The sequence below is a fragment of the Paenibacillus gansuensis genome, assembly GCF_042684925.1.
GTDB lineage: Bacteria > Bacillota > Bacilli > Paenibacillales > DY6 > Paenibacillus_N > Paenibacillus_N gansuensis.
This window is the reverse complement of record NZ_JBHUME010000002.1, coordinates 309,105-329,163: the sequence shown is the minus strand read 5'-3', so window position 1 is coordinate 329,163 and position 20,059 is coordinate 309,105. Positions and strand designations below refer to the sequence as shown.

General features: G+C 52.9%; 19 protein-coding genes and 1 riboswitch. Of the genes, 15 read left to right on the top strand and 4 right to left on the bottom strand.

Annotated elements, in window-relative coordinates; genetic code table 11:
• Positions 1-235 precede the first annotated feature (235 nt).
• The 8 genes from ACFSUF_RS01730 to ACFSUF_RS01695 all read left to right on the top strand — a co-directional run bounded on the left by ACFSUF_RS01730 (position 236) and on the right by ACFSUF_RS01695 (position 8,725).
• Positions 236-1,603 carry an ABC transporter substrate-binding protein gene (locus ACFSUF_RS01730; RefSeq protein ID WP_377599489.1) on the top strand — a complete coding sequence of 456 codons (1,368 nt, stop codon included), beginning with the start codon at positions 236-238 and terminating at the stop codon, positions 1,601-1,603.
• Positions 1,604-1,765: 162 nt separating this feature from the next.
• Positions 1,766-2,569, top strand: a complete 804-nt coding sequence (locus ACFSUF_RS01725; RefSeq protein WP_377600213.1) for a carbohydrate ABC transporter permease — start codon at positions 1,766-1,768, stop codon at positions 2,567-2,569.
• Between the two features lie 22 nt (positions 2,570-2,591).
• Complete coding sequence (locus tag ACFSUF_RS01720; protein ID WP_377599487.1) at positions 2,592-3,425, top strand: carbohydrate ABC transporter permease; 834 nt, start codon at positions 2,592-2,594, stop codon at positions 3,423-3,425.
• A 215-nt stretch (positions 3,426-3,640) separates the two neighbouring features.
• Positions 3,641-4,543 carry a phosphogluconate dehydrogenase (NAD(+)-dependent, decarboxylating) gene (gnd, locus tag ACFSUF_RS01715; RefSeq protein ID WP_377599485.1) on the top strand — a complete coding sequence of 301 codons (903 nt, stop codon included), beginning with the start codon at positions 3,641-3,643 and terminating at the stop codon, positions 4,541-4,543.
• Positions 4,544-4,646: 103 nt separating this feature from the next.
• Positions 4,647-5,321 carry a GntR family transcriptional regulator gene (locus tag ACFSUF_RS01710; protein ID WP_377599483.1) on the top strand — a complete coding sequence of 225 codons (675 nt, stop codon included), beginning with the start codon at positions 4,647-4,649 and terminating at the stop codon, positions 5,319-5,321.
• A 144-nt stretch (positions 5,322-5,465) separates the two neighbouring features.
• Positions 5,466-7,013 carry a gluconokinase gene (gene gntK, locus ACFSUF_RS01705; protein WP_377599481.1) on the top strand — a complete coding sequence of 516 codons (1,548 nt, stop codon included), beginning with the start codon at positions 5,466-5,468 and terminating at the stop codon, positions 7,011-7,013.
• 17 nt (positions 7,014-7,030) lie between these two features.
• Entirely contained in the window at positions 7,031-7,792 is a 762-nt protein-coding gene (locus ACFSUF_RS01700) for a hypothetical protein (RefSeq protein ID WP_377599480.1), read from the top strand.
• Positions 7,793-7,885: 93 nt separating this feature from the next.
• Positions 7,886-8,725 carry a phytanoyl-CoA dioxygenase family protein gene (locus tag ACFSUF_RS01695; protein WP_377599478.1) on the top strand — a complete coding sequence of 280 codons (840 nt, stop codon included), beginning with the start codon at positions 7,886-7,888 and terminating at the stop codon, positions 8,723-8,725.
• 187 nt (positions 8,726-8,912) lie between these two features.
• Here ACFSUF_RS01695 and ACFSUF_RS01690 read toward each other — a convergent pair whose 3' ends face one another.
• Positions 8,913-9,824: an AraC family transcriptional regulator gene (locus tag ACFSUF_RS01690; protein ID WP_377599475.1), complete on the bottom strand. Its 912-nt coding sequence runs from the start codon at positions 9,822-9,824 to the stop codon at positions 8,913-8,915.
• A gap of 124 nt (positions 9,825-9,948) precedes the next feature.
• On the opposite strand from ACFSUF_RS01690, the gene ACFSUF_RS01685 reads away from it, so the two are divergent.
• Positions 9,949-12,072, top strand: a complete 2,124-nt coding sequence (locus ACFSUF_RS01685) for a glycoside hydrolase family 52 protein (RefSeq protein ID WP_377599473.1) — start codon at positions 9,949-9,951, stop codon at positions 12,070-12,072.
• Positions 12,073-12,095: 23 nt separating this feature from the next.
• Here the strand turns inward: ACFSUF_RS01685 and ACFSUF_RS01680 are convergent, their stop codons facing one another.
• On the bottom strand, positions 12,096-12,500 hold the full coding sequence (locus tag ACFSUF_RS01680; RefSeq protein ID WP_377599471.1) for an SET domain-containing protein: 405 nt from the start codon (positions 12,498-12,500) through the stop codon (positions 12,096-12,098).
• A gap of 181 nt (positions 12,501-12,681) precedes the next feature.
• Between ACFSUF_RS01680 and ACFSUF_RS01675 the strand changes: the two genes are divergently transcribed.
• Together ACFSUF_RS01675 and ACFSUF_RS01670 are read left to right on the top strand one after the other, a co-directional pair.
• On the top strand, positions 12,682-13,566 hold the full coding sequence (locus ACFSUF_RS01675) for a TIGR01777 family oxidoreductase (RefSeq protein ID WP_377599469.1): 885 nt from the start codon (positions 12,682-12,684) through the stop codon (positions 13,564-13,566).
• A gap of 335 nt (positions 13,567-13,901) precedes the next feature.
• Complete coding sequence (locus ACFSUF_RS01670) at positions 13,902-14,177, top strand: hypothetical protein (RefSeq protein WP_377599467.1); 276 nt, start codon at positions 13,902-13,904, stop codon at positions 14,175-14,177.
• Between the two features lie 502 nt (positions 14,178-14,679).
• On the opposite strand, the gene ACFSUF_RS01665 is transcribed toward ACFSUF_RS01670, so the two are convergent.
• Both ACFSUF_RS01665 and ACFSUF_RS01660 read right to left on the bottom strand, forming a co-directional pair.
• Positions 14,680-15,204, bottom strand: coding sequence for an SRPBCC domain-containing protein (locus ACFSUF_RS01665; protein ID WP_377599465.1), 525 nt, complete (start codon positions 15,202-15,204; stop codon positions 14,680-14,682).
• Positions 15,205-15,268: 64 nt separating this feature from the next.
• On the bottom strand, positions 15,269-15,604 hold the full coding sequence (locus tag ACFSUF_RS01660) for an ArsR/SmtB family transcription factor (RefSeq protein ID WP_377599462.1): 336 nt from the start codon (positions 15,602-15,604) through the stop codon (positions 15,269-15,271).
• Positions 15,605-15,845: 241 nt separating this feature from the next.
• A riboswitch (TPP riboswitch) is annotated at positions 15,846-15,958 on the top strand.
• A 183-nt stretch (positions 15,959-16,141) separates the two neighbouring features.
• Here ACFSUF_RS01660 and thiC point away from each other — a divergent pair.
• From thiC to thiS, 4 genes are read left to right on the top strand one after another with little or no spacing between them, the layout of a single operon-like run.
• Positions 16,142-17,875, top strand: coding sequence for a phosphomethylpyrimidine synthase ThiC (gene thiC / locus ACFSUF_RS01655; protein WP_377600211.1), 1,734 nt, complete (start codon positions 16,142-16,144; stop codon positions 17,873-17,875).
• Positions 17,872-18,678: a thiamine phosphate synthase gene (locus ACFSUF_RS01650; RefSeq protein WP_377600209.1), complete on the top strand. Its 807-nt coding sequence runs from the start codon at positions 17,872-17,874 to the stop codon at positions 18,676-18,678. The genes thiC and ACFSUF_RS01650 overlap by 4 nt, the downstream gene beginning before the upstream one ends.
• Positions 18,675-19,856 (top strand): glycine oxidase ThiO, encoded by a 1,182-nt coding sequence (thiO, locus tag ACFSUF_RS01645; protein WP_377599459.1) that lies wholly within the window; start codon positions 18,675-18,677, stop codon positions 19,854-19,856. Before ACFSUF_RS01650 ends, thiO begins: the two co-directional genes overlap by 4 nt.
• A complete protein-coding gene (thiS, locus tag ACFSUF_RS01640; protein ID WP_377599457.1) occupies positions 19,853-20,056 on the top strand; it encodes a sulfur carrier protein ThiS in 204 nt (67 codons plus the stop codon). Before thiO ends, thiS begins: the two co-directional genes overlap by 4 nt.
• Positions 20,057-20,059 lie beyond the last annotated feature (3 nt).

Genomic DNA, 20,059 nt, shown 5'->3' with positions numbered 1-20,059 from the left:
AGTCACATCACGTCAAGGTGTTCATGATCTATGATCCCTTACAGGATGTGTTTTTTTGTGCGAAAAAAGCCCCGGCCGAGTATGCCTAACGGCTCATTCCTGTTTGTCCACCGCATAATCCGAATAATTCCGCCGGCATGTAAATATGTTTATAGTACCTCAATGGTAAGCGTATACATACAAATTGGTCTGAACATGAGGGTTCACTTTCAATCCAGAAACGGAGGGCTTAGACATGTCAATCGGCAAAAAATCAGTCACCATTCTCTCGACCGCCATTCTCTGCGCATCTTTGTTATTCGGCTGTACGACGAAAACCGAAGACGGGGATTCCAAAGGGAAAACAACGATCACAATCACCTATAGAGACGACGGTGCCGGGAAAAAAGGCTCGCTTTATAAGTGGATTGAAGAGGTTGCAGCAAGTTACCCTGACAAGAATGTGGTGGTCAAGCAGACCCCGATTCAAGCTTCGGAAGGGGATTATTTTGCCAAAATCGCACTGGCCCTGAAATCCAAGGATACCGCACCGGATATCGTGACGGAGGATACGTTCATTCTGAATTCCGATGCGAGCGCGGGCTTTCTGGAGCCGCTGGATGACAAGCTGAAGGAGTGGGAGGACTGGACGAACGGCTCGTTTATCGAAGCAATGAAAAAAGGCGTGACGGCCAGCGACGGTAAAGTATACGGCGTCCCTTACAATACGGATTCCCGCGGCCTGTGGTATAACAAGGACATTTTCAAAAAAGCGGGGCTGCCGGAAGACTGGAAGCCAAAGTCGTGGGATGAGGTGCTCGCCGCCGCAAGAACGATTAAGGAAAAAGCACCGGACGTGGTTCCTATCTGGATGAACATGGGCAAAGCGACCGGGGAAGCGACCTCGATGCAGACCTATGAAATGCTGCTGTACGGAACAGGGGAGCGTCTTTATGACGATGCCAGCGGTAAATGGATCACCAAGAGCCAGGGTATTCTTGACGCACTGACCTTCATTGAAACCGTGAACAAAGAGAAGCTGGGACCGCCGCTGTCCAAGGTGCTGAACGGGCAGGCGGGCAATACCTCCTCCCGCGAATACCTGCCGCAGGGCAAGCTGGCGATTTCACTGGACGGTTCTTGGATTACGGGGAACTATTTTGAAAGCGGCGCTGCGCCTTGGCCTGAATACAAGGATGTTTTAGGCTTCGCTCCTATGCCGACCAGCAAAGGGCAGGAGCCCGGATCGATTACGCTGGCCGGAGGCTGGGCGCTGTCTGTCCCGAGCAACGCGAAGCATAAGGACGAAGCGTTCGAATTCATCAAATATGCGTTGAACAAGGAGAACTCCAAGAAACTGGTCATCTCCTCGGGCAACATTACGGTGCGGGCGGATGTAGCGAAGGATCCGGAATATACGAAACTGCCGTTCAACGAGATTGCCACCGAATATTTGCAAAATGCGGAATTCCGTCCGGCACAGGATAAATATCCGGAAGTGTCCACCCAAATTCAAACGATGGTAGAGTCGGTCGCCTCCGGAACCTCACCGGCGGATGCCGCAGCGAAATATGCGCAGGATGTCACCCGAATCGTCGGAGCAGATCATATCTTAGAAAAATAATGGCAGCATGCCTGCCCAGGCCCGGTTCTTAGGAGGACTTGGGCAGGCTGAATTTTGCAGGAAAAGGAGAGGAGCAGCTTGAGCACAGCAGCAGCGGCAAACGGATTGTACAAGCGGCGCAAGTACAGCTGGATATATTTCCTGCTTCCCTCAGCGGCGATTATGCTGGTGTTTTTCATCTACCCGATTCTGTTGACTTTCTTCTATTCGTTCACAAATCTTGCTCTGACCGGGGAATCGGCTAAAGAGCTGAAATTTGTCGGGATAGACAACTATATACATATGTTCCGCGATCCGACGGTGAAAATCAGCATCTGGAACACCCTGATCTTCCTGTTCGGTTCCGCTGTCATCGGGCAGCAGTTTCTTGGGTTTTTCATAGCTTTGTTAATGAAGCATAAAAATCGGACGTTCCGGCGTGTGATCGGGACGATTGTTTTAGCCGGCTGGGTGACTCCCGAGATTGTATGCGCGTTGTGCCTGTACAGCTTTTTTGGGGACGATGGTACGCTGAACGCCATTCTGCATTTCTTTGGTATGACGGAAGTAGCCTGGTTGTATACGCTTCCGATGCTGACCGTCATTTTGGCGAATATCTGGCATGGGACCGCGTTCTCGATGCTTGTGTTTCAGGCGGCGCTGGACGATGTGCCAAGTGAGATCGAAGAGGCTGCCGTAGTCGACGGAGCGTCAAGGTGGCAGATTTTAACCCGCATCATTTTGCCGTATATCAAAGACACATTTACTACGAATATGATGCTGGTGACGCTGCAGACATTGGGGGTATTCGGGCTGATTTACGCCATGACGGGCGGAGGCCCCGGTACATCGACCACCACGCTTCCCATTTTTATGTACAATCAGGCTTTCGTGAACTATCAGCTGGGTTACGGAACCGCGATCTCGTTAGTGCTGCTGGTGATGGGAATTATTTTGAGCCTGTTCTATATCCGTTCCATGAAATAGGCCGTAATCAAGGAGAGTCGCTATGAATGCCAAACAACGAAAGCTGGTATTTCGCATCCTACCCTATGCAGTCCTCACCCTCATTGGAATCTCCTTCCTGCTGCCGCTGTTGTGGGTGCTGGTTGCTTCCGTCGATGCGAACGCGCTTCAGTCGCTAAAAGTTCCTTCCCGCTTCACCGGCGGAAATTATGTCGATGTCATCACCAATCCCGACAATCAGCGTGCTTTTCTGATCGGGATCGTCATGTCGCTAGGTCAGGCGGTACTTGTCGTACTGCTGGCGCTGCTGGCGGCCTATCCGCTGTCCCGGTACCAATTGAGATATAAAAAGCCTTTCATGCTGACGATTTTGTTCATGACGTCCTTGCCGATCACTGCAGTCATGGTGCCTGTGTACCAAATGTTCCTGACCTTGAAGCTGTACGATTCGATTGGCGGCGTGATTTTGTTCTACGTAGCTTCTTCGATGCCTTATGGGATTTGGATGCTCAAAAACTTCATGGACTCCGTTCCGGCCGACCTGGAAGAAGCAGCATGGGTGGACGGCGCCTCGGTTTTTGCGGGGATCCGGAAAGTAGTCGCTCCATTGATGATTCCCGGCATCTGTACGGTCGCCATCTTCACGTTTTCGGGGAGCTGGGGGAACTTTTTCGTGCCTTATATTCTGCTGCAGAACCCCGAGAATTTCCCGGCTTCCTTAAAACTGTACCAGTTCTTCGGGCAGTACGGGATGGTCGATTACGGCAGCTTGGCGGCTTTTTCGGTGCTGTATGCGCTCCCTTCGGTGGTCATGTACGTGCTTTCGCAGCAGTTTATGTCTAAGGGGTTCGGGCTGCAGGGGGGAACAAAGGGGTAAGTTTTCTATTTAAATACTACTAAGACGCCGAAAGGCGTTTTCTTTTTGCCATCAGCATGATGCATATTCAAGCCAATTAGAGGGAAACTGAAACGGTGGAATAAAGTGCCAAAAGGTACTGAAAAATCAGATATTTACAATAGAGAAAAATCGGAGTATTATAAGTCCAACAAACTTGTATACAAGTACACATGTTTTTATAGGAGGCTGTTACGATGCAGTTAGGTATGATTGGTTTAGGAAAAATGGGATACAATCTTGTTCAAAATTTACTTGACCATAAACATGATGTGGTGGTGTATGATGTGAACCCGGAGCCGGGCCGGAAGCTAGCAGCTTTAGGTGCGCGTCCTGCAGATACGATTGAGGAAGTGGTCGCTAAGCTGTCGTCTCCGCGTGTGTTGTGGATCATGGTTCCGGCAGGAAAAATTGTGGACAGCGTCATCGATACCTTGCTGCCGGTCCTGGAAGCGGGCGATATTGTGATTGACGGAGGAAACTCCCATTTCAAAGAATCGGCTGCGCGTACGGAGCGGCTGGGTGCGAAGGGCGTAAAATTCTTCGACGTGGGTACTTCCGGCGGAACGCAGGGTGCAGCGGAAGGCGGCTGCTTCATGATCGGCGGGGACAAGGAAACATTCCCCGTCATTGAGCCTCTGTTCCGGGATATCGCGGTGGACAAAGGATATCTGTATGCGGGTACGAACGGGAGCGGCCATTTCCTGAAAATGATCCATAACGGAATCGAATACGGCATGATGCAGGCGATCGCCGAGGGCTTTGAAGTATTGTCCAAAAGCGGTTTCGACTACAATTACGAAGAAGTGGCACGCGTCTGGGCGAACGGATCGGTCATCCGCAGCTGGCTGATGGATCTTACGGAGTCTGCATTCTCGAAAGATCCGAACCTGGATGGAATTAAAGGCGTTATGCAGAGTTCCGGAGAGGGCAAGTGGACAGTGGAAACGGCGCTGGATCTGGAAGTGGCCACGCCTGTTATGGCCATGTCTCTGCTCATGCGTTACCGTTCCCTGGAGACGGATACGTTCCACGGTAAAGTGGTGGCGGCACTGCGCAACGAGTTTGGCGGCCATGCGGTAGTCCGCAGCGATTCATAGGAGTAAGAAACCCCTGTAGAACGTTCCGCCGCCGATATGGTAAAATTGGAAGAAATGATTGCATACTGGCGGTGTTACCGTTACCTGCAAAGGGGTACGAAAGATGAAACAATTTCCTTCATCATGGCTGCAGGGTGTCTCCCGCGGCGAAGCGATTACCTGCGAGCTTAGGCTGCAGATTCTCGACGGCAGAATCAAATCGGGTGAGGTTCTCTCGGAAAACCGGATTGCAGCAGATTTCGGCGTAAGCAGGTCGCCTGTGAGAGAGGCGCTGAAGGCGTTATCGAGTGAAGGGCTGATCCGGCTGGAACGCATGGGCGCTGTGGTGCTCGGGCTTAGCCAGGAACATGTGGAAGAGCTGTATGACGTCCGCTTCCTGATCGAAAGCTTTGCACAGCAGCGGCTTGCCGACGGGGACCATCAAGCACTGTTGAATCAGCTGAAACAGGCAATCGATAAGATGGAACTGGCGGTGAAGCATGACGACATCGTCCAGTTTGCCCAACTGGATTTCGGGTTTCACGAAGCCATCGTAACCGAGGCGGGCCATACCAGAATCCTTCACTTATGGAACAGCATCCGGCATCTGGTGCTTACGCTGATGCTGATTACAACCAAAGAAGTATTTTCCGAAGGGGAAGCGAAACTGCAGCTGGTTATCGATAAACACCGGACGATTGTCCAGGCGCTGGAGTCCCGGGACCGGGAACAGATCCGGCGGACGGTCAGCGACTATTTCGCAGATTCAAGGAAAACACTGCATATTAGCTTGCCATAGCAAAACAGGGGAAAAGATGAGCCATCTTTTCCTTGTTTTGTTTGAACGGATACATACAGCACTTATCGTTCTGATTATAAAACCAGGCAGCGCGTGTAAACATGTAGAAGATAATGAACGCGGACAGGGAGGCAGATAGGGAATATGGGTGTCCAAAAGTATATGATCGGAGTCGATATCGGCACAACCAGCACCAAGGCGGTACTATTCAAAGAGAACGGGGCGATTGTTACCAAAGCCGACCAGGGATATCCGTTGTTTACTCCGACCACGGTGGCGGCGGAGCAGGATCCGGACCTGATTTTTCAAGCGGTTATCAAGACACTGAAGCAGGTCATGGGTACAAGTAAAATCCTTGCGGAGAACGTGCTTTTCACTTCTTTCAGCTCCGCTATGCACAGCGTTATAGCAGTGGATGCGGAAGGCAAGCCGCTTACACGGTGCATCACCTGGGCGGATAACCGGAGCGCAGGCTGGTCGGAGAAATTGAAAACGGAGATGAACGGGCATGAGCTCTATTTGCGGACAGGAACTCCGATTCACCCTATGTCCCCTCTGACCAAGCTCATGTGGCTGCGCCACGATGAGGAAGCGCTGTTTGCAAAAACAGCTAAATTTATCTCCATCAAGGAATACGTACTGTTTAAACTGTTCAACCAATATGTAGTCGATTATTCCATAGCCTCTGCAACCGGGATGATGAATTTGGAGCAACTGGCATGGGACGAGGAAGTGCTGCAGCTGGCAGGCATCACAGAGAGCAAGTTGTCCAGGCTGGTTCCGACTACTTATGTACTGAATGGGCTAAATCCGGTGTTTGCACAGGAAATGGGGCTGTCCGCGTCTACGCCTTTTGTCATCGGAGCAAGCGACGGGGTGTTGTCCAATCTTGGCGTGGACGCAATCGAGCCGGGCGTGGTGGCGGCTACGATCGGTACGAGCGGCGCCATCCGCACCGTGACGGACCGGCCTGCGACGGACCCGAAAGGGCGGATCTTCTGCTACGCTCTTACCGAGAAACATTGGGTCATCGGAGGGCCGGTGAATAATGGCGGGGTCATCTTCCGGTGGGCACGCGACGAGTTTGCGGCCTCAGAAGTGGAGACCGCCAAACGGCTCGGTATCGATTCCTACGATTTGCTCGTTCAAATTGCGGAAAAGGTACGCCCAGGTGCCGATGGATTGCTATTCCATCCCTATTTGACCGGCGAGCGGGCGCCGCTGTGGAATCCGAATGCCCGGGGCTCCTTTTTCGGATTAACTATGCATCACCGCAAAGAACATATGATCCGGGCCGTGCTGGAAGGCGTCATCTTCAACATGTACACGGTGCTGATCGCGATGGAAGAGGTTATCGGCCGCCCTAAAAAGATCCACGCGACCGGGGGCTTCGCGCGTTCCCCGCTATGGCGGCAGATGATGTCCGATATATTCGGCCAGGAAGTGGTCGTGCCGGAGAGCTACGAAAGCTCTTGTCTGGGTGCAGCCGTATTGGGACTGTATGCGACCGGCAGAACCGATACGCTCAGCATTGTGTCCGGCATGGTCGGTGAAACTTACGAACATAAGCCGATCCCGGCCCATGCGGAAGCCTACCGGAAGCTGCTGCCGATCTACATTTCACTTTCCCGGAAGTTCGAAGAAGAGTACGCCGCGATTGCGGAGTTCCAGAGGAGCCCGTTCAGCGGATAACAAAGGAGATGACTTGAATGCATGCCACGCAGGATATTGTCTCGATTTGGAGTAAATTTGACAACTTTCCGATGGAAACGTTAACGAAGGCCTGGTACTTCCAGCGCGGCGGCGAAACCAAGCAAAGAGAAGTTTCTTTGATGCGGGAACACCGATTGCAATATGGGATTGCCGGGAACTGTTTCGATTTATCGTTGTGGCTGCTGCATGAATTTAGCGAGGCAGGGCTTAAGGCATATCCTGTTTTCACGCCTGATGCTCATGTAGCGGTAATCGCTGTCAATGACAGCGGGCACAGGTACTTTTGCGATCTCGGCGACCAATGGCTGGCCCCGGTACTGGTGGATAGCACCCATCCTGATTTTACAACGGAACGGATGACGGGCTTCTTTCCTGCGGCGGAGATCCAGGTTTCCGTAGAGGGGGAGGATTTGACATTTGCGTATCATCGGCCAAACGGGAAGTCAAGTCATCAGACATTCAGCCTCAGGCCGGTCCCTCATCAAGAATTTATGCAGGCCGCTGAAATCTGCCAGAGAAACCGGAACCTGAAGCCCCTTTTGGAATGCCGGGTTCCTTTTGCGGGGCAAAGGGCCCACTGGGAGTTTTACGATTGGGAAAGTGCGGAAAGCACGGATAAGGGAATAAAGAGAGAGCCCAGGAATCTGGACGTTGCATACTGGTGCAGCAAGATACACGAGAAAACGGGGTATGATCCAGACTTTCTGGAGGAAGCCCTGCAGATCTATGCCTCCCGGCGGACTTCTTCCGAAAAGTAAAAAATATGTCCATCACTCCTAACAAAATGTCTGTAGGTTCGGGCCGACCGCTGTCGTATGATCATAGTGTATACCGAATCAGGAGGGGACTTTATGAGCGTAAACCTGACCATTCCAACTCAGCAGTATGATCCTGCAGAAATCATGGGAGCTTTGTACGGACCCGGCATTTTAGGGTTAAAAGGAGCCTTTACCCGTGAGTTCGCAAAGGAACTGGGCGAAGATATTGCAGTTCTATATGAAGAAGCTTTGAAAAGACCGGGCGGAGCCGTAGGCCGCGGCCCCAAACGCCATTACGTGGAGATTCATCCGGAAGATATCCGCGGCTTTGTAGAGCTGGCTACTCATCCTTGGGTGAAAGCGGTATGCGAAACGGTTCTGGGCCCGGACTACAAAATCGTCGAAATCGGGTTTGACGTGCCTAACCCGGGCGCCGAGAACCAACCGTGGCACCGCGATTTTCCCGCACCGGAGGACACTGTGAAGGGCAGAAGGCTGAACTCGCTTGCCTTTAACCTGACAACAGTGGATGTAGAGCCGGATATGGGCCCATTCGAAATAGCACCGGGAACCCAATGGGATGATGCATCTGCCTTCGAACATGAGATGTTCCCGCCTAAAGAATTTTATTCCCGGTACGAAGAACGGGCAGAGCAAAAGATGCCGAAAATGGGGGATATCTCTGTCCGCTCTGCGCTGACGATTCACCGGGGTACCGCCAACCGTTCGGATAAAGCCAGACCGGTTCTGGTGCTGGGCGTAGACGCTCCAGGAGCTAACAACCATGAGCGCCATGATCTGCAGGTCACGAAAGCTTTTTATGAGAAGCTTCCGGATGATCTGAAAAGCCGTTTGCTCTGCCGCATTGTCGATGAGCTGGAAGTCATCGTGCAGGGGCATACGATTGAAGGGCTGATGATGGGAGAGGCTTAATTCGTTACAACATATGAAACGCAATGAGAATTGCTGCATAGAAAGAGGGCTGCCGAGGCAGCCCTCTTTTTCAAAATTTCAGAAAGTATAAATGTTCACGTTATACCCGATTCTGAAATTTCTCCGGAATGAAACGAACTGACGCCTAGAAGGACGGCGCCAACTCTTTCACCTTGTGCCGGTTTTCTCATTGGCGAATAACTGCATCTAACGTTTCCACAGTGCTCCTACCCTGCCCGCGGAACACACTGGGCGCCACCCCGACCCAGCGTTTAAACTGCCTGCTGAAATGGGCGGTTGTCCGGTATCCCAGCATCAAACCGATCTGGTCGATCGGCATTGGGGTCTGGAGCAGCAATCGCTTGGCCTCCTCAGTCACCAATTCAGTCAAATATTGGCGGGGAGGCTTGCCGAAGGCTTTGCGGAACGTCCGGTTTAATCTGGACGGGGAAATGCCCAAAGACAGGGCAATCCAATGCAGCGTGGTACGCTCTTCGTGAGCATCATTATGGAACAGGGTTTCCCTGACCGCCTGTTCCATATGCCAGGCGATCTGCTCCGCCAACTCACCGGCGGTGGACCCTGTTTCCGGCTGTCTCGTCTGCAGCAACTGTTCACCCAATGCGCCAAATAGCTCAAACATTGCCGCGTGAAGGCGCATGCGTTGAAGCACTGACGAGGGAGAGGATGCAGGGTTTTTCGATAACTCGCATAAGGAAGCCAATGCAGGGACGATAGCCGGGGTAAGCGCAGAATCGGATGGGAAATACACCTCACGCTGCCGCAGCAGTTCAGCCGCAAACGCATGATCGTCCATGCTGAAATGTACACAGAAATAGGTAAACCCGTGGGGACCGGATTCGATACACGAATGGGTCATTCCGGGCCGGATTATCAGCAAGTCACCTGCCTTCTGGGGGTAGGGCTTTCCATCGACCACCATCGTCATTTCTCCCTCCATCACCCAGTGAATCTCAAATAGCGTGTGTTCATGAGACGGATAGGTCCATCCCCTGGAAACGCTGCGGACATGCAGTCCCATCAGATGAAGCGTCATTCTGACGTCAGGTAAGCTGCCTAGTTCCTTCATTCCAGTCATGACTGCCTCCCAGCGAAAAGAAGTGATGTTCGAAAAGGGTAACAGTCCGTTCAAAAAGACAATGGCTGACCTCATCGAAAGCGTGATACGTTGATCATAACTGAAAAAGGAGGAGGAACGCCAGATGCATCCGAAATCAATATTTTTTAATGCACACCATGCTCCCATTGGGGCTTTTGCCAGCTTTACGTTAGGCTATAGAGGCGCCAAGGGAGGGCTTGGCCTGGAATTGGGGAAACCGGCCGACCAGAATATCTATATCGGGGTTGAGTCCGATAAGGGTAATTATTACGAGGCTCTTCCGTTTTTTGAAGCAGGGGAAGACGAGGCTGTACGCTATGACGTAGAGAAAGTGCAGGGCGGGCGGGCCGCCGGACTGGGCGTGGTTCCTTTTGCTAAAGAGGAGATCTCCAGGAATTTTGGAGCAGGAACAGATTCATGGACAGCAGGGGACTTGATGTTTACCGTGTTTTCGCCGTTTCGATCCGTACCCGATCCGGCCGCAGGCAGCACGGAGCAGTTGAAGGAAGCCATTCTTCCCGCCGTATTGGCCGAACTTACCATTGATAATTCACAGGGGTCCAAAACCAGAAGGGCCTTTTTCGGATATCAGGGAACAGATCCATACAGTGCAATGCGCAGAATTGAAGAGTCGGGAAGAGGAGTGGCAGGGGTTGGGCAAGGACCGCTTACTGCCATTGCAGTGCAAGAGAACGGGGTGGAGACGGCCGTTGGATTCTCGATGGAATCGCTGCTGACAGCAGAAGCGAAGGAAAACTGGAAGTTCGGGCTGGGCGGCGTTGCCGCAAACTTGATGGATGTGCCTGCAGGCGAGCGCCGCACCTATAGATTCGCCATTTGCTTCTATAGGGGCGGAATCGCTACGTCCGGGTTGGAAACGACCTATTACTATACCCGTTTCTACCGGAATATCGAGGAAGTGGCTGCGTATGCTCTAGCGAATTTTGACCGGATCAAAGAGGCAAGTCTGGCGTCCGACCGCGTGTTGGAGGAATCCAGTCTTACGGAAGACCGGGCATTCATGTTGGCGCATGCGATCCGGAGTTATTACGGAAGTACGCAATTTCTTGCAAACGGCGACGAGCCCGTATGGGTTGTCAACGAAGGCGAGTACCGGATGATGAATACGTTTGATTTAACCGTGGACCAGCTGTTTTTTGAAATGAAAATGAATCCCTGGACCGTTAAAAACGAGCTCGATCTGTTCGCGGAAAGGTACAGCTACGAGGACGAAGTGTTCTTCCCGGGCGCACCGGACCAGCTATACCCGGGAGGGATCAGCTTCACTCATGATATGGGCGTGGCTAATGTGTTCTCGCGTCCCGGTTTCTCCTCCTATGAACTGCACGGCATTGACGGCTGTTTCTCCCATATGACGCACGAACAATTGGTGAACTGGGTGCTGTGCGCGGCGGTGTACGCGGAGGGGACCAAGGATACGGAATGGCTGGGCCGCAGGCTGGGACTGCTGCAGTCGTGCTTCGACAGCATGCTGAAACGGGACCATCCGGATGCGGAACTCCGCAACGGCGTTATGGCGCTGGACAGTTCCCGTACGATGGGCGGCGCGGAAATTACAACATACGATAGCCTGGATGTATCGTTAGGGCAGTCCCGTAATAATATTTACATGGCAGGCAAATGCTGGGCCTCTTATGTGGCGCTGGAGAAGCTTTTTGACGAGAACGGTTTGAAAGAACTGGCGGAACAGGCCAGACTGCAGGCTGGAAAGACCGCTGCGACTTTGGCTGCGCAGATTACGGAAGAGGGATATATCCCGGCAGTCATTCAGGAAGGCAATGAATCCCGGATTATCCCGGCAATAGAAGGGCTCGTTTTTCCTTATTTTACGGGGCGTAAAGATGTGTTGGAGGAGAATGGGCCTTACAAGGAGCTGCTGCAGGTTTTGGAAAGGCATTTGCGAACCGTACTGCAGGAAGGGGTATGCCTGTTCGAAGACGGCGGATGGAAGCTTTCATCGACCAGCAATAACTCCTGGCTGAGCAAAATCTATTTAAGCCAGTTCGTAGCCCGTCAAATTCTCGGTTTAGAGGACGATGAGAAGCTCCGCCGGTCCGATGCCGCACACGTCGGCTGGCTCCTTCATCCGGAAGAATCCTACTGGTGCTGGAGCGATCAGATGATTTCGGGCGTTGCCAAAGGGAGCAAGTATTACCCGAGAGGGGTCACGGCTATGCTGTGGCTGGAGGAGAGCGCAAACCGATAGGAACAATACAAGAAAGGAAGCCCTTAGGCTTCCTTTTTGTCCATTTTGTCCTTGCCGTCCGTAAACCAGAGAGGATCGTTATTGTCGACTTCCCCGTTATAATTGATCAGAATTTCGTCGCCAGCTTTAATATCCGTATAAGCATAGAAGTCCACGGTGAGATTGTCGAAATTCAGGTCATAGGTGCAGTTTGGCGTATAAGAATGGTTGAATAAGCTGCCGTATCCCAGAACGACGGCACCGTGGTTAATTCCGAATTCGAAAACGTAATCGGACAGCGAGGAATGTTCAATCAGCACGTGTTCCTCATTAGGGTAAGTGATCACGGGAGCCACGTGAAGGAGCTCGCCCTTGGCAATGTCACGCGTGGCGAACACTCCCCGGTTAAATTCGCCTTCACTTAATTTGGATGTTTTGACTTCAATCATAGGTCACCTGCTATTTAGTCGTTTAGGGATCATTCTACTCCACTCCGCTGGAAACAGCAAATACAGCAGGTCTATAAAACATAGTACTCCTGCGGCGGCAGGCACCCGGGTACAATGTGAATATAAGATCAAGAGCTGAAGATTCGGGTAACAGATCAAGTGCTAAAGGCGGGGATCAAGTATGAGCGGCAAAATTGTACTGGCGGGCGGGAGCGGTTTTATCGGAACCTATCTGGCGGACAGATTCAGAGAGCAGGGAAGCAGCGTGGTTGTGATATCCAGGTCTGCAGGGGATCTCGGCTGGGATGATCACGGGAAACTGGCGGAAGTTTTGAACGGGGCCGATGTACTGGTTAATTTAGCGGGGAAGTCGGTGGACTGCCGTTATAACGATAAGAACAAAAGGGATATTCTGCGGTCGAGGACAGATACGACACGGGCGCTGGGGGAAGCTGTGCTCCGGTGTGCGCGGCCTCCGAAGCTGTGGATTAATTCGAGCACAGCCACCATCTACCGGCATGCGGAAGACCGTCCCATGACGGAGGAAAACGGGGAGATCGGCACCGGGTTTTCCGTTAGTGTGGCGAAGGCGTGGGAGGAGGCTTTCTTCTCGTTTGCGCTTCCGCATACCAGAAAGATCGCGCTTAGGATCTCGATTGTATTGGGCCGAGGCGGCGTCATGAAGCCTTTGAGCAGGCTGACGGCATTGGGCTTGGGCGGCACACAGGGTCCGGGGAATCAGATGTTCAGCTGGATCCATATCGAGGATCTGTGTCGGATCATCTGTTATGTCCGGGAGCGGGAGGATTTGGACGGAGTGTTTAACGCTGCGTCACCTCATCCGGTCATGAACCGCGAATTCATGAAGCAGCTGCGCAGCGCATGCGGTCGCAGTTTCGGGCTGCCCATGCCCGTCTGGCTGTTGGAAGCAGGAGCACGCCTCATCCGCACGGAAACCGAGCTCATTCTAAAAAGCCGCTGGGTTACCCCCGAACGGCTGCTGAGGGAGGGCTTTTCGTTCCGATACGGGGAGTTGCGCGAGGCGTTGGAGCAGATATTCGAATAAGATCATTCCCAAAATAGGTATCATATGGTAAGTTTGGGTTTGTATTAACTTAAGCCGGGAGGGTGTTATGGATACAAGTTCAGGGTGAGCATTTTCATTAGTTCCGTTTCTTTTCATTAGTGTTTTTTATGTGGTATTACTTTGTTTAGGTATTTACGGCTTTATCCTGTTCGTCAAACTGGCGAGGCGCGGCATCAAGGCTTTGGATATTTACATTTCGAAAAACTCAGGCGCTCAGCGGATCGATATGAACAGGGGGCAATAGAGGGATGTTGTGTATGTTTGTTTGTTTATGTTTTATAGCAGTTTCGACATTTGCCTTTAGGAGGGCTGGGATGACCAACCCATATTCTAAAGGATTGTTCCTTGCTATCCTGTTATCCATTGTATCGGTTATCACTCTTGCTCAAAACTATACCCAAAGCCTAATTCCAGAAGCAAACGACGGAATAGGCATTTCAAACTCTCTGGCTTATTGGATTATTGGAGCTGACGGATGGTCAATAGACAGCTTCCGGGACGCCTACCAGAATTCAATATATGTCAGTCTTCTTCTAGTTGCTGTATATCCAATTGTGTTAATTTATGAATCAAGATTCAAAAAGAGATAAACCAGAGTGTGGGGCAGCAGTGTGAAAGATAGGTCAAAGATAGGATACAAATAGTTAGTTTGCAGTCAGATAGTTGGTTGAAGCGACTGGTTGGCGGCTAACGAATCTGAGGCACCTTATTTGATGTGTTTTGAGTAACTTTCTGCTCTAACGAATCGAGGGAACCTTATTTGACCAGTTTCGGAGGTTTGGGCTTGATAAAAGAACAAATAAGGTGGCTGCGATTCGTTAGAATTTCAAATCGGCTAATTTGGGCGAAATAAGGTGTCTGTGATTCGTTAGGATTTTCAAAGTGGCTGATTTGGACGAGTTAAGATGTGTAGGGCGTTTAGCATGCCGGATGTTTCAACAGCCTAGCTAGCCGGAACCCTACATTCCGACATGCTAGCTGGAAGTCTGAAGCGGAACAGTAGCGACCAAGTCGCTCGCACCCGCCAGCGGTAGAACTGGCACCCACGCGCCAAAAAGGACCCTCTCGGGTCCCTTAAGAGAAAGTTTATAGTTATTTGGAAGCGGCCAGGTGTTCCGCCAATCTGTCCCAAGTCTCCGTAATGCCTTGCAGCATACCCATATCCATCACGGCTTTCAGTTCTTCCGGCGTATTGTAGCGGGTTCTGCTTACAAGTTTCGTTTGACCGTTCTCGTCAAGAAGTTCCATGGTCGTGATGGATGTAGGCATCCCTTCCACAATGTTTCCATCGGCATCGGAGAAAGAATCGGAATAAACGATTCTGTTCGGTTCGTCGATTTCGTGGTAAGTTGCAATACCCCAAGATTCCATGCCGTAGAAATCCCCCTGATTCTCATCCATACACTTCATGCAATAGTGCCAGGTTCCGCCGGGACGGAAGTCCACGCGGCATACGCTGAGAATCCATCCTCGAGGTCCCCACCAATGCTTCAGATGTTCTTCTTTCGAGAAAGCCTGAAACACCAGTTCACGGGGGGCGTCAAATACACGCTCCAGAATCAGATCATTGCCTTCCACACGGGACACCATTTGATTTGCTGCATTTGCTTGGGACATTGTTCATTACCTCCAATAAAGTAGTAGATGAATGCAAATTCCGGGGACACTGGACCGAAGGCCTTTATTTCGAGTCCCCATTCTTTCCTTGCAATTCGCGCAAATAATCGTCCAGCCGGTTGAACCGGTCCTCCCAAAGGCTGCGGAACGAAGTGATCCATTCTTCCATCTCCAGGAACGGTTTCGGGCTCAGCTTATAAAATCGCTTATTTGCACTGGGCTGCACTTCCACCAACCCGGATTCATTCAGTACGCGAAGATGTTTGGAAACCTGCGGTTGCTGCAGCCCCAGACGTTCGGCAATTTCGCCTACGGTCAGAGGCCCCTCCCGAAGCAATTCAACGATCTGATACCGGTTGGGCTCGGCGAGTGCGCTCAAAGTTGTTAATTTCACGCCCATAGCAACTGCTCCTCTCTGATACAAATATACATTAAAGGGAATATTCCTGTCAAGGAATATTTGGTTGTTTTTTCCGCTAATCCCATTTCGTAATTCATCCGGTCGTCTGTTTTCCGCATGGCCCCGCTAAATTAAGGAAGTCGCTAGATACGTAGGACGTTTGGGGAAACAGTGAATTAGGCCTATTTTTCAAAAGACAGTTTACAAATTTTCTCTGTTCCTGTATTCTTGGGATGAATTGAATATGTTTCACGGGGGCTCGGAGAACCGGGCTGAGAGGAGTGCTGATACGGCGCTCGACCGTTATACCTGAACTGGATAATGCCAGCGGAGGAATGAAGCCTAGAGAACGTGACTACGGGACCGCTTGTTTATGCTTGCGGTCTTTTTCTGTTTTGTTGCGTTGATCGAAACCAAGGGTGGACCTCTATCTATGTACCGTCCGCATGCATGTGCGGAATCATGAGAAGGAGGTTTTTTGCTGTGTCCAAAAAGGGAGAAGAAGCGGTAATCGGCGGGAGCGGAGAGAATAATAGGCTGATTCAGCCGTTTCCGGCAAGCCGGAAAGTGTATGTGGAAGGGGAAACGGAGACAGTTCGGGTGCCGATGAGGGAGATTCGGCTGAGCCCGACCCGGCTGGCTGATGCAGAAGAGGAGAACTTGCCTGTTCGAGTATATGATACGAGCGGCCCCTACACGGATGATGCGTATCAAGCGGACATTCGCAAAGGCTTGCCGGCAGGCAGGTATGAATGGATCCGGTCCCGCGGGGATGTAGAAGAGTATGAAGGCCGTACAGTGAAACCGGAAGACAATGGGCTTGCGGCAGGCAAAGTAGGGGATGCGGCGGATGTGTTTCCTTCGAACAGAAGGAGGCCATTCAGGGCCAAGGCGGGGGGGAACGTCACTCAAATACATTATGCCCGACGCGGGATCATTACGCCGGAAATGGAGTTTGCCGCGATCCGGGAGCAGGTCGATCCTGAATTTGTCCGCAGCGAAATTGCCAGAGGACGGGCGATTCTGCCGAACAACGTGAATCACCCGGAGAGCGAGCCGATGGTGATTGGGAAGCACTTTTTGGTGAAAATCAATGCGAATATCGGAAATTCCGCCGTCACCTCTTCGATCGAGGAGGAAGTGGAGAAGATGACCTGGGCGGTCCGCTGGGGCGCGGACACCATTATGGATTTGTCGACGGGGCGGAACATACATACTACCCGCGAGTGGATTCTCCGGAACAGCCCTGTTCCTGTAGGGACGGTTCCGTTGTATCAGGCTCTGGAAAAGGTAGGCGGGAAGGCGGAAGAGCTGACTTGGGAAATTTACCGGGACACGCTGATTGAGCAGGCGGAGCAGGGTGTGGATTATTTTACGATTCATGCGGGTGTCCTTCTGCGGTACATACCGATGACGGCCAAGCGCTTGACGGGCATCGTGTCCCGCGGCGGTTCGATCATGGCGTCCTGGTGCCTGGCTCATCATAAGGAGAATTTTTTGTATACGCATTTTGAGGAAATCTGCGAAATTATGAAAGCTTACGATATCGCATTCTCGTTAGGTGACGGGCTGCGGCCGGGATCGATCGCCGATGCCAATGACGAGGCGCAGTTCGCGGAGCTGCAGACGCTGGGGGAGTTGACGGACATCGCCTGGCGGCACGACGTCCAGCTGATGGTGGAGGGGCCGGGCCATGTCCCGATGCACAAAATCAAGGAGAATATGGACCTGCAGGCGGACATCTGCAAGGAAGCCCCGTTTTACACGCTGGGCCCGCTGACGACCGACATCGCGCCGGGCTACGATCATATCACTTCGGCCATCGGCGCTGCGATGATCGGTTCCTTCGGAACTTCCATGCTGTGCTATGTCACCCCGAAAGAGCATCTGGGTCTGCCGAACAAAGAGGATGTAAGGGAAGGCGTCGTCACTTACAAGATCGCCGCACACGCCGCTGATTTGGCCAAAGGCCATCCGGGAGCGCAGGAACGGGACGACGCGCTGTCTAAAGCGCGGTTCGAATTCCGCTGGCGCGACCAGTTCAACTTGTCGCTCGATCCGGAACGCGCGATGTCCTATCACGACGAGACGCTGCCTGCCGAAGGTGCGAAGACGGCGCATTTTTGCTCGATGTGCGGGCCTAAGTTTTGTTCGATGCGAATTACGCAGGATATCAGGGAGTATGCAAAGCAGCACGGATTGGAGGACGGCGAGGCCTTCGAGCGCGGTATGCGGGAGAAGGCGGAAGAGTATACGGGGAGCCGGGGGTGAGCGGGGTGGTCTGGTTAAGCAGCAGGGAGGCGGAGGGGGACTCGCAGGAAAGTGATTCGCGGGAACAGCACTTGAAGGGACCGGACTTGCAGGAACGAGACTTGCGGAAGAAGGACTCGCAGGAACGGGGAGAAACGAGGTTGGAAGCGGAGGCAACACCTAGGTCCACATCCGGCCTTGCGGAGTTGCATGTGGTGTCCGACGGGAAGCAGCCGTGGGATCGGCTGATTCGTATTGCCGCAGAGATCGCCGGAGACGTGACGGCGATCCACCTGCGGGAACCGCAAGCGGGCGCAGCTATGCTGTGCGAGCTTGCGGGTTTGATGATCGCGGCGGGCGTGCCTGCCGCCAAGATCATCGTGAACGGCCGCGCCGACGTGGCCTGGGCCATGCAGGCGGGCGGCGTGCAGTTAGGGCACCGCAGCATTAGTGCGGTGCAGGTGCGCGAACGCTTCCCGGGGCTGCGGATCGGGCGGTCGGTGCACCGCCCGGAGGAAGCCGCGGAAGCGGCGGCTCTAGGAGCGGATTACGTGCTCTACGGGCACGTATATGCGACGCAGTCTAAGCCCGGGCAGCCGGGGCGGGGACTGCGGGAGCTCTGCGAAGCCGCGCAGCGGGCGAGCGTGCCGGTCATCGCGATAGGCGGCATCGCGCCGGAGCATGCGGCGGAGCTGCTGGATGCCGGGGCGGCGGGGATCGCCGTCATGTCCGGCATCTGGGGCGCGGCCGATCCGGCGGCGGCTGCTGCAGACTATCGGGCGGCGCTTGATGAAGTGAGCGCGGGTAGGTGGATGCCGGCATGAGCGGTGAAACCAATGAAAGAGCGGCTGATCTTATTATCGTGGGAGGCGGAGTCATCGGCTGTTCGGCTGCTTTTTATGCGGCGAAACGCGGATTGAAAGTGATCGTAATCGATGGCGGTTCGGTGGGGGGAGAAGCTTCCGGAGCAGCTGCCGGTATGCTTGGGGCGCAGGGCGAAATGCTGCACGGCGGACCGCTGTTCCCGCTGGCAAGAAGAAGCCGTGCGATGTTTCCCGCATTGGTGGAGGAGTTGGAAGCACTAAGCGGGATCTCCGTTGGTTATGTGAACGAGGGGATGCTGAAGCCTGCTTTTGATGGGGAAACAAGGGAAACCTTACTTGCCGGTGCAGCGTTTCAGAGGAACGAGGGAGAGCGGGCGGAATGGCTGGAACCAGAAGAAGTGCTTACGATGGAACCCCGATTGTCCCGGTCGCTCTTGGGAGCACTTTACCTGCCATCGGATGGTCAAGTTTCCGCACCGGAGCTTACCCGTGCTTACGTCTATGCGGCTAAAGCGCTCGGGGCGGCGGTTCGGGAATACGAACCGGCACTGGAACTGCTAATGGATTACGGCCGATGCCGCGGAATAAGGACACCACGAAAAACTTATTATGGGAATGAGATAGTGCTGGCCTGCGGTGCATGGGCCTCCGTATGGTTGAACAGTCAGGGGCTGGACTCGATAGAATCTATCCCTATCAAAGGTGAATGCCTGATGTTACAAAGCGCTGAGCCGCTAATAACACGCACTGTGTTCAGCAGGGGCTGTTATCTGGTGCCCAAACGGGGAAACCGTACACTGATCGGGGCAACATCTTATGAGGGCTGCACTGACCGCAGCTTAACCGTCAACGGTGTTCAGCAGCTTTTGAATGCAGCTTGTTCGGTTGTTCCCTCAGTGCAGCAGGCTAGTTGGGAACGAGGCTGGACGGGGATCCGGCCAGGGACGGAAGACGGGCTGCCGGTCATCGGACGCCATCCCCAAGCGGAGGGATTGCTCGCAGCTTACGGCCATTATAGAAACGGAATTTTGCTGAGTCCCGTTACCGGTGAGCTTATTGCAGAGCTGGCGGCCGGACGCAGTGAGGAGGAGCTTGGCATCGGGGCGTTCGGATTCGGTAGAAATGCAGCCGGTGAACAGGTGAAACCGAAGCATAGCAAGGAGGCGGCATATCCGTGAATTTGATCATTAACGGCGAAACGGTGAGCGTGCCGGGGGATTGCACCCGCGTGGTTACGCTGCTGGAGCACTTTGGCTTTCACACGAAGGTAGTCATTGTGGAACATAACGGAAACATATTGGAGAAACGGCTGCATGAAAGCACTCCTTTAGTTGAGGGTGATCGTGTGGAAATGATTCATTTTGTCGGAGGAGGATAAGCT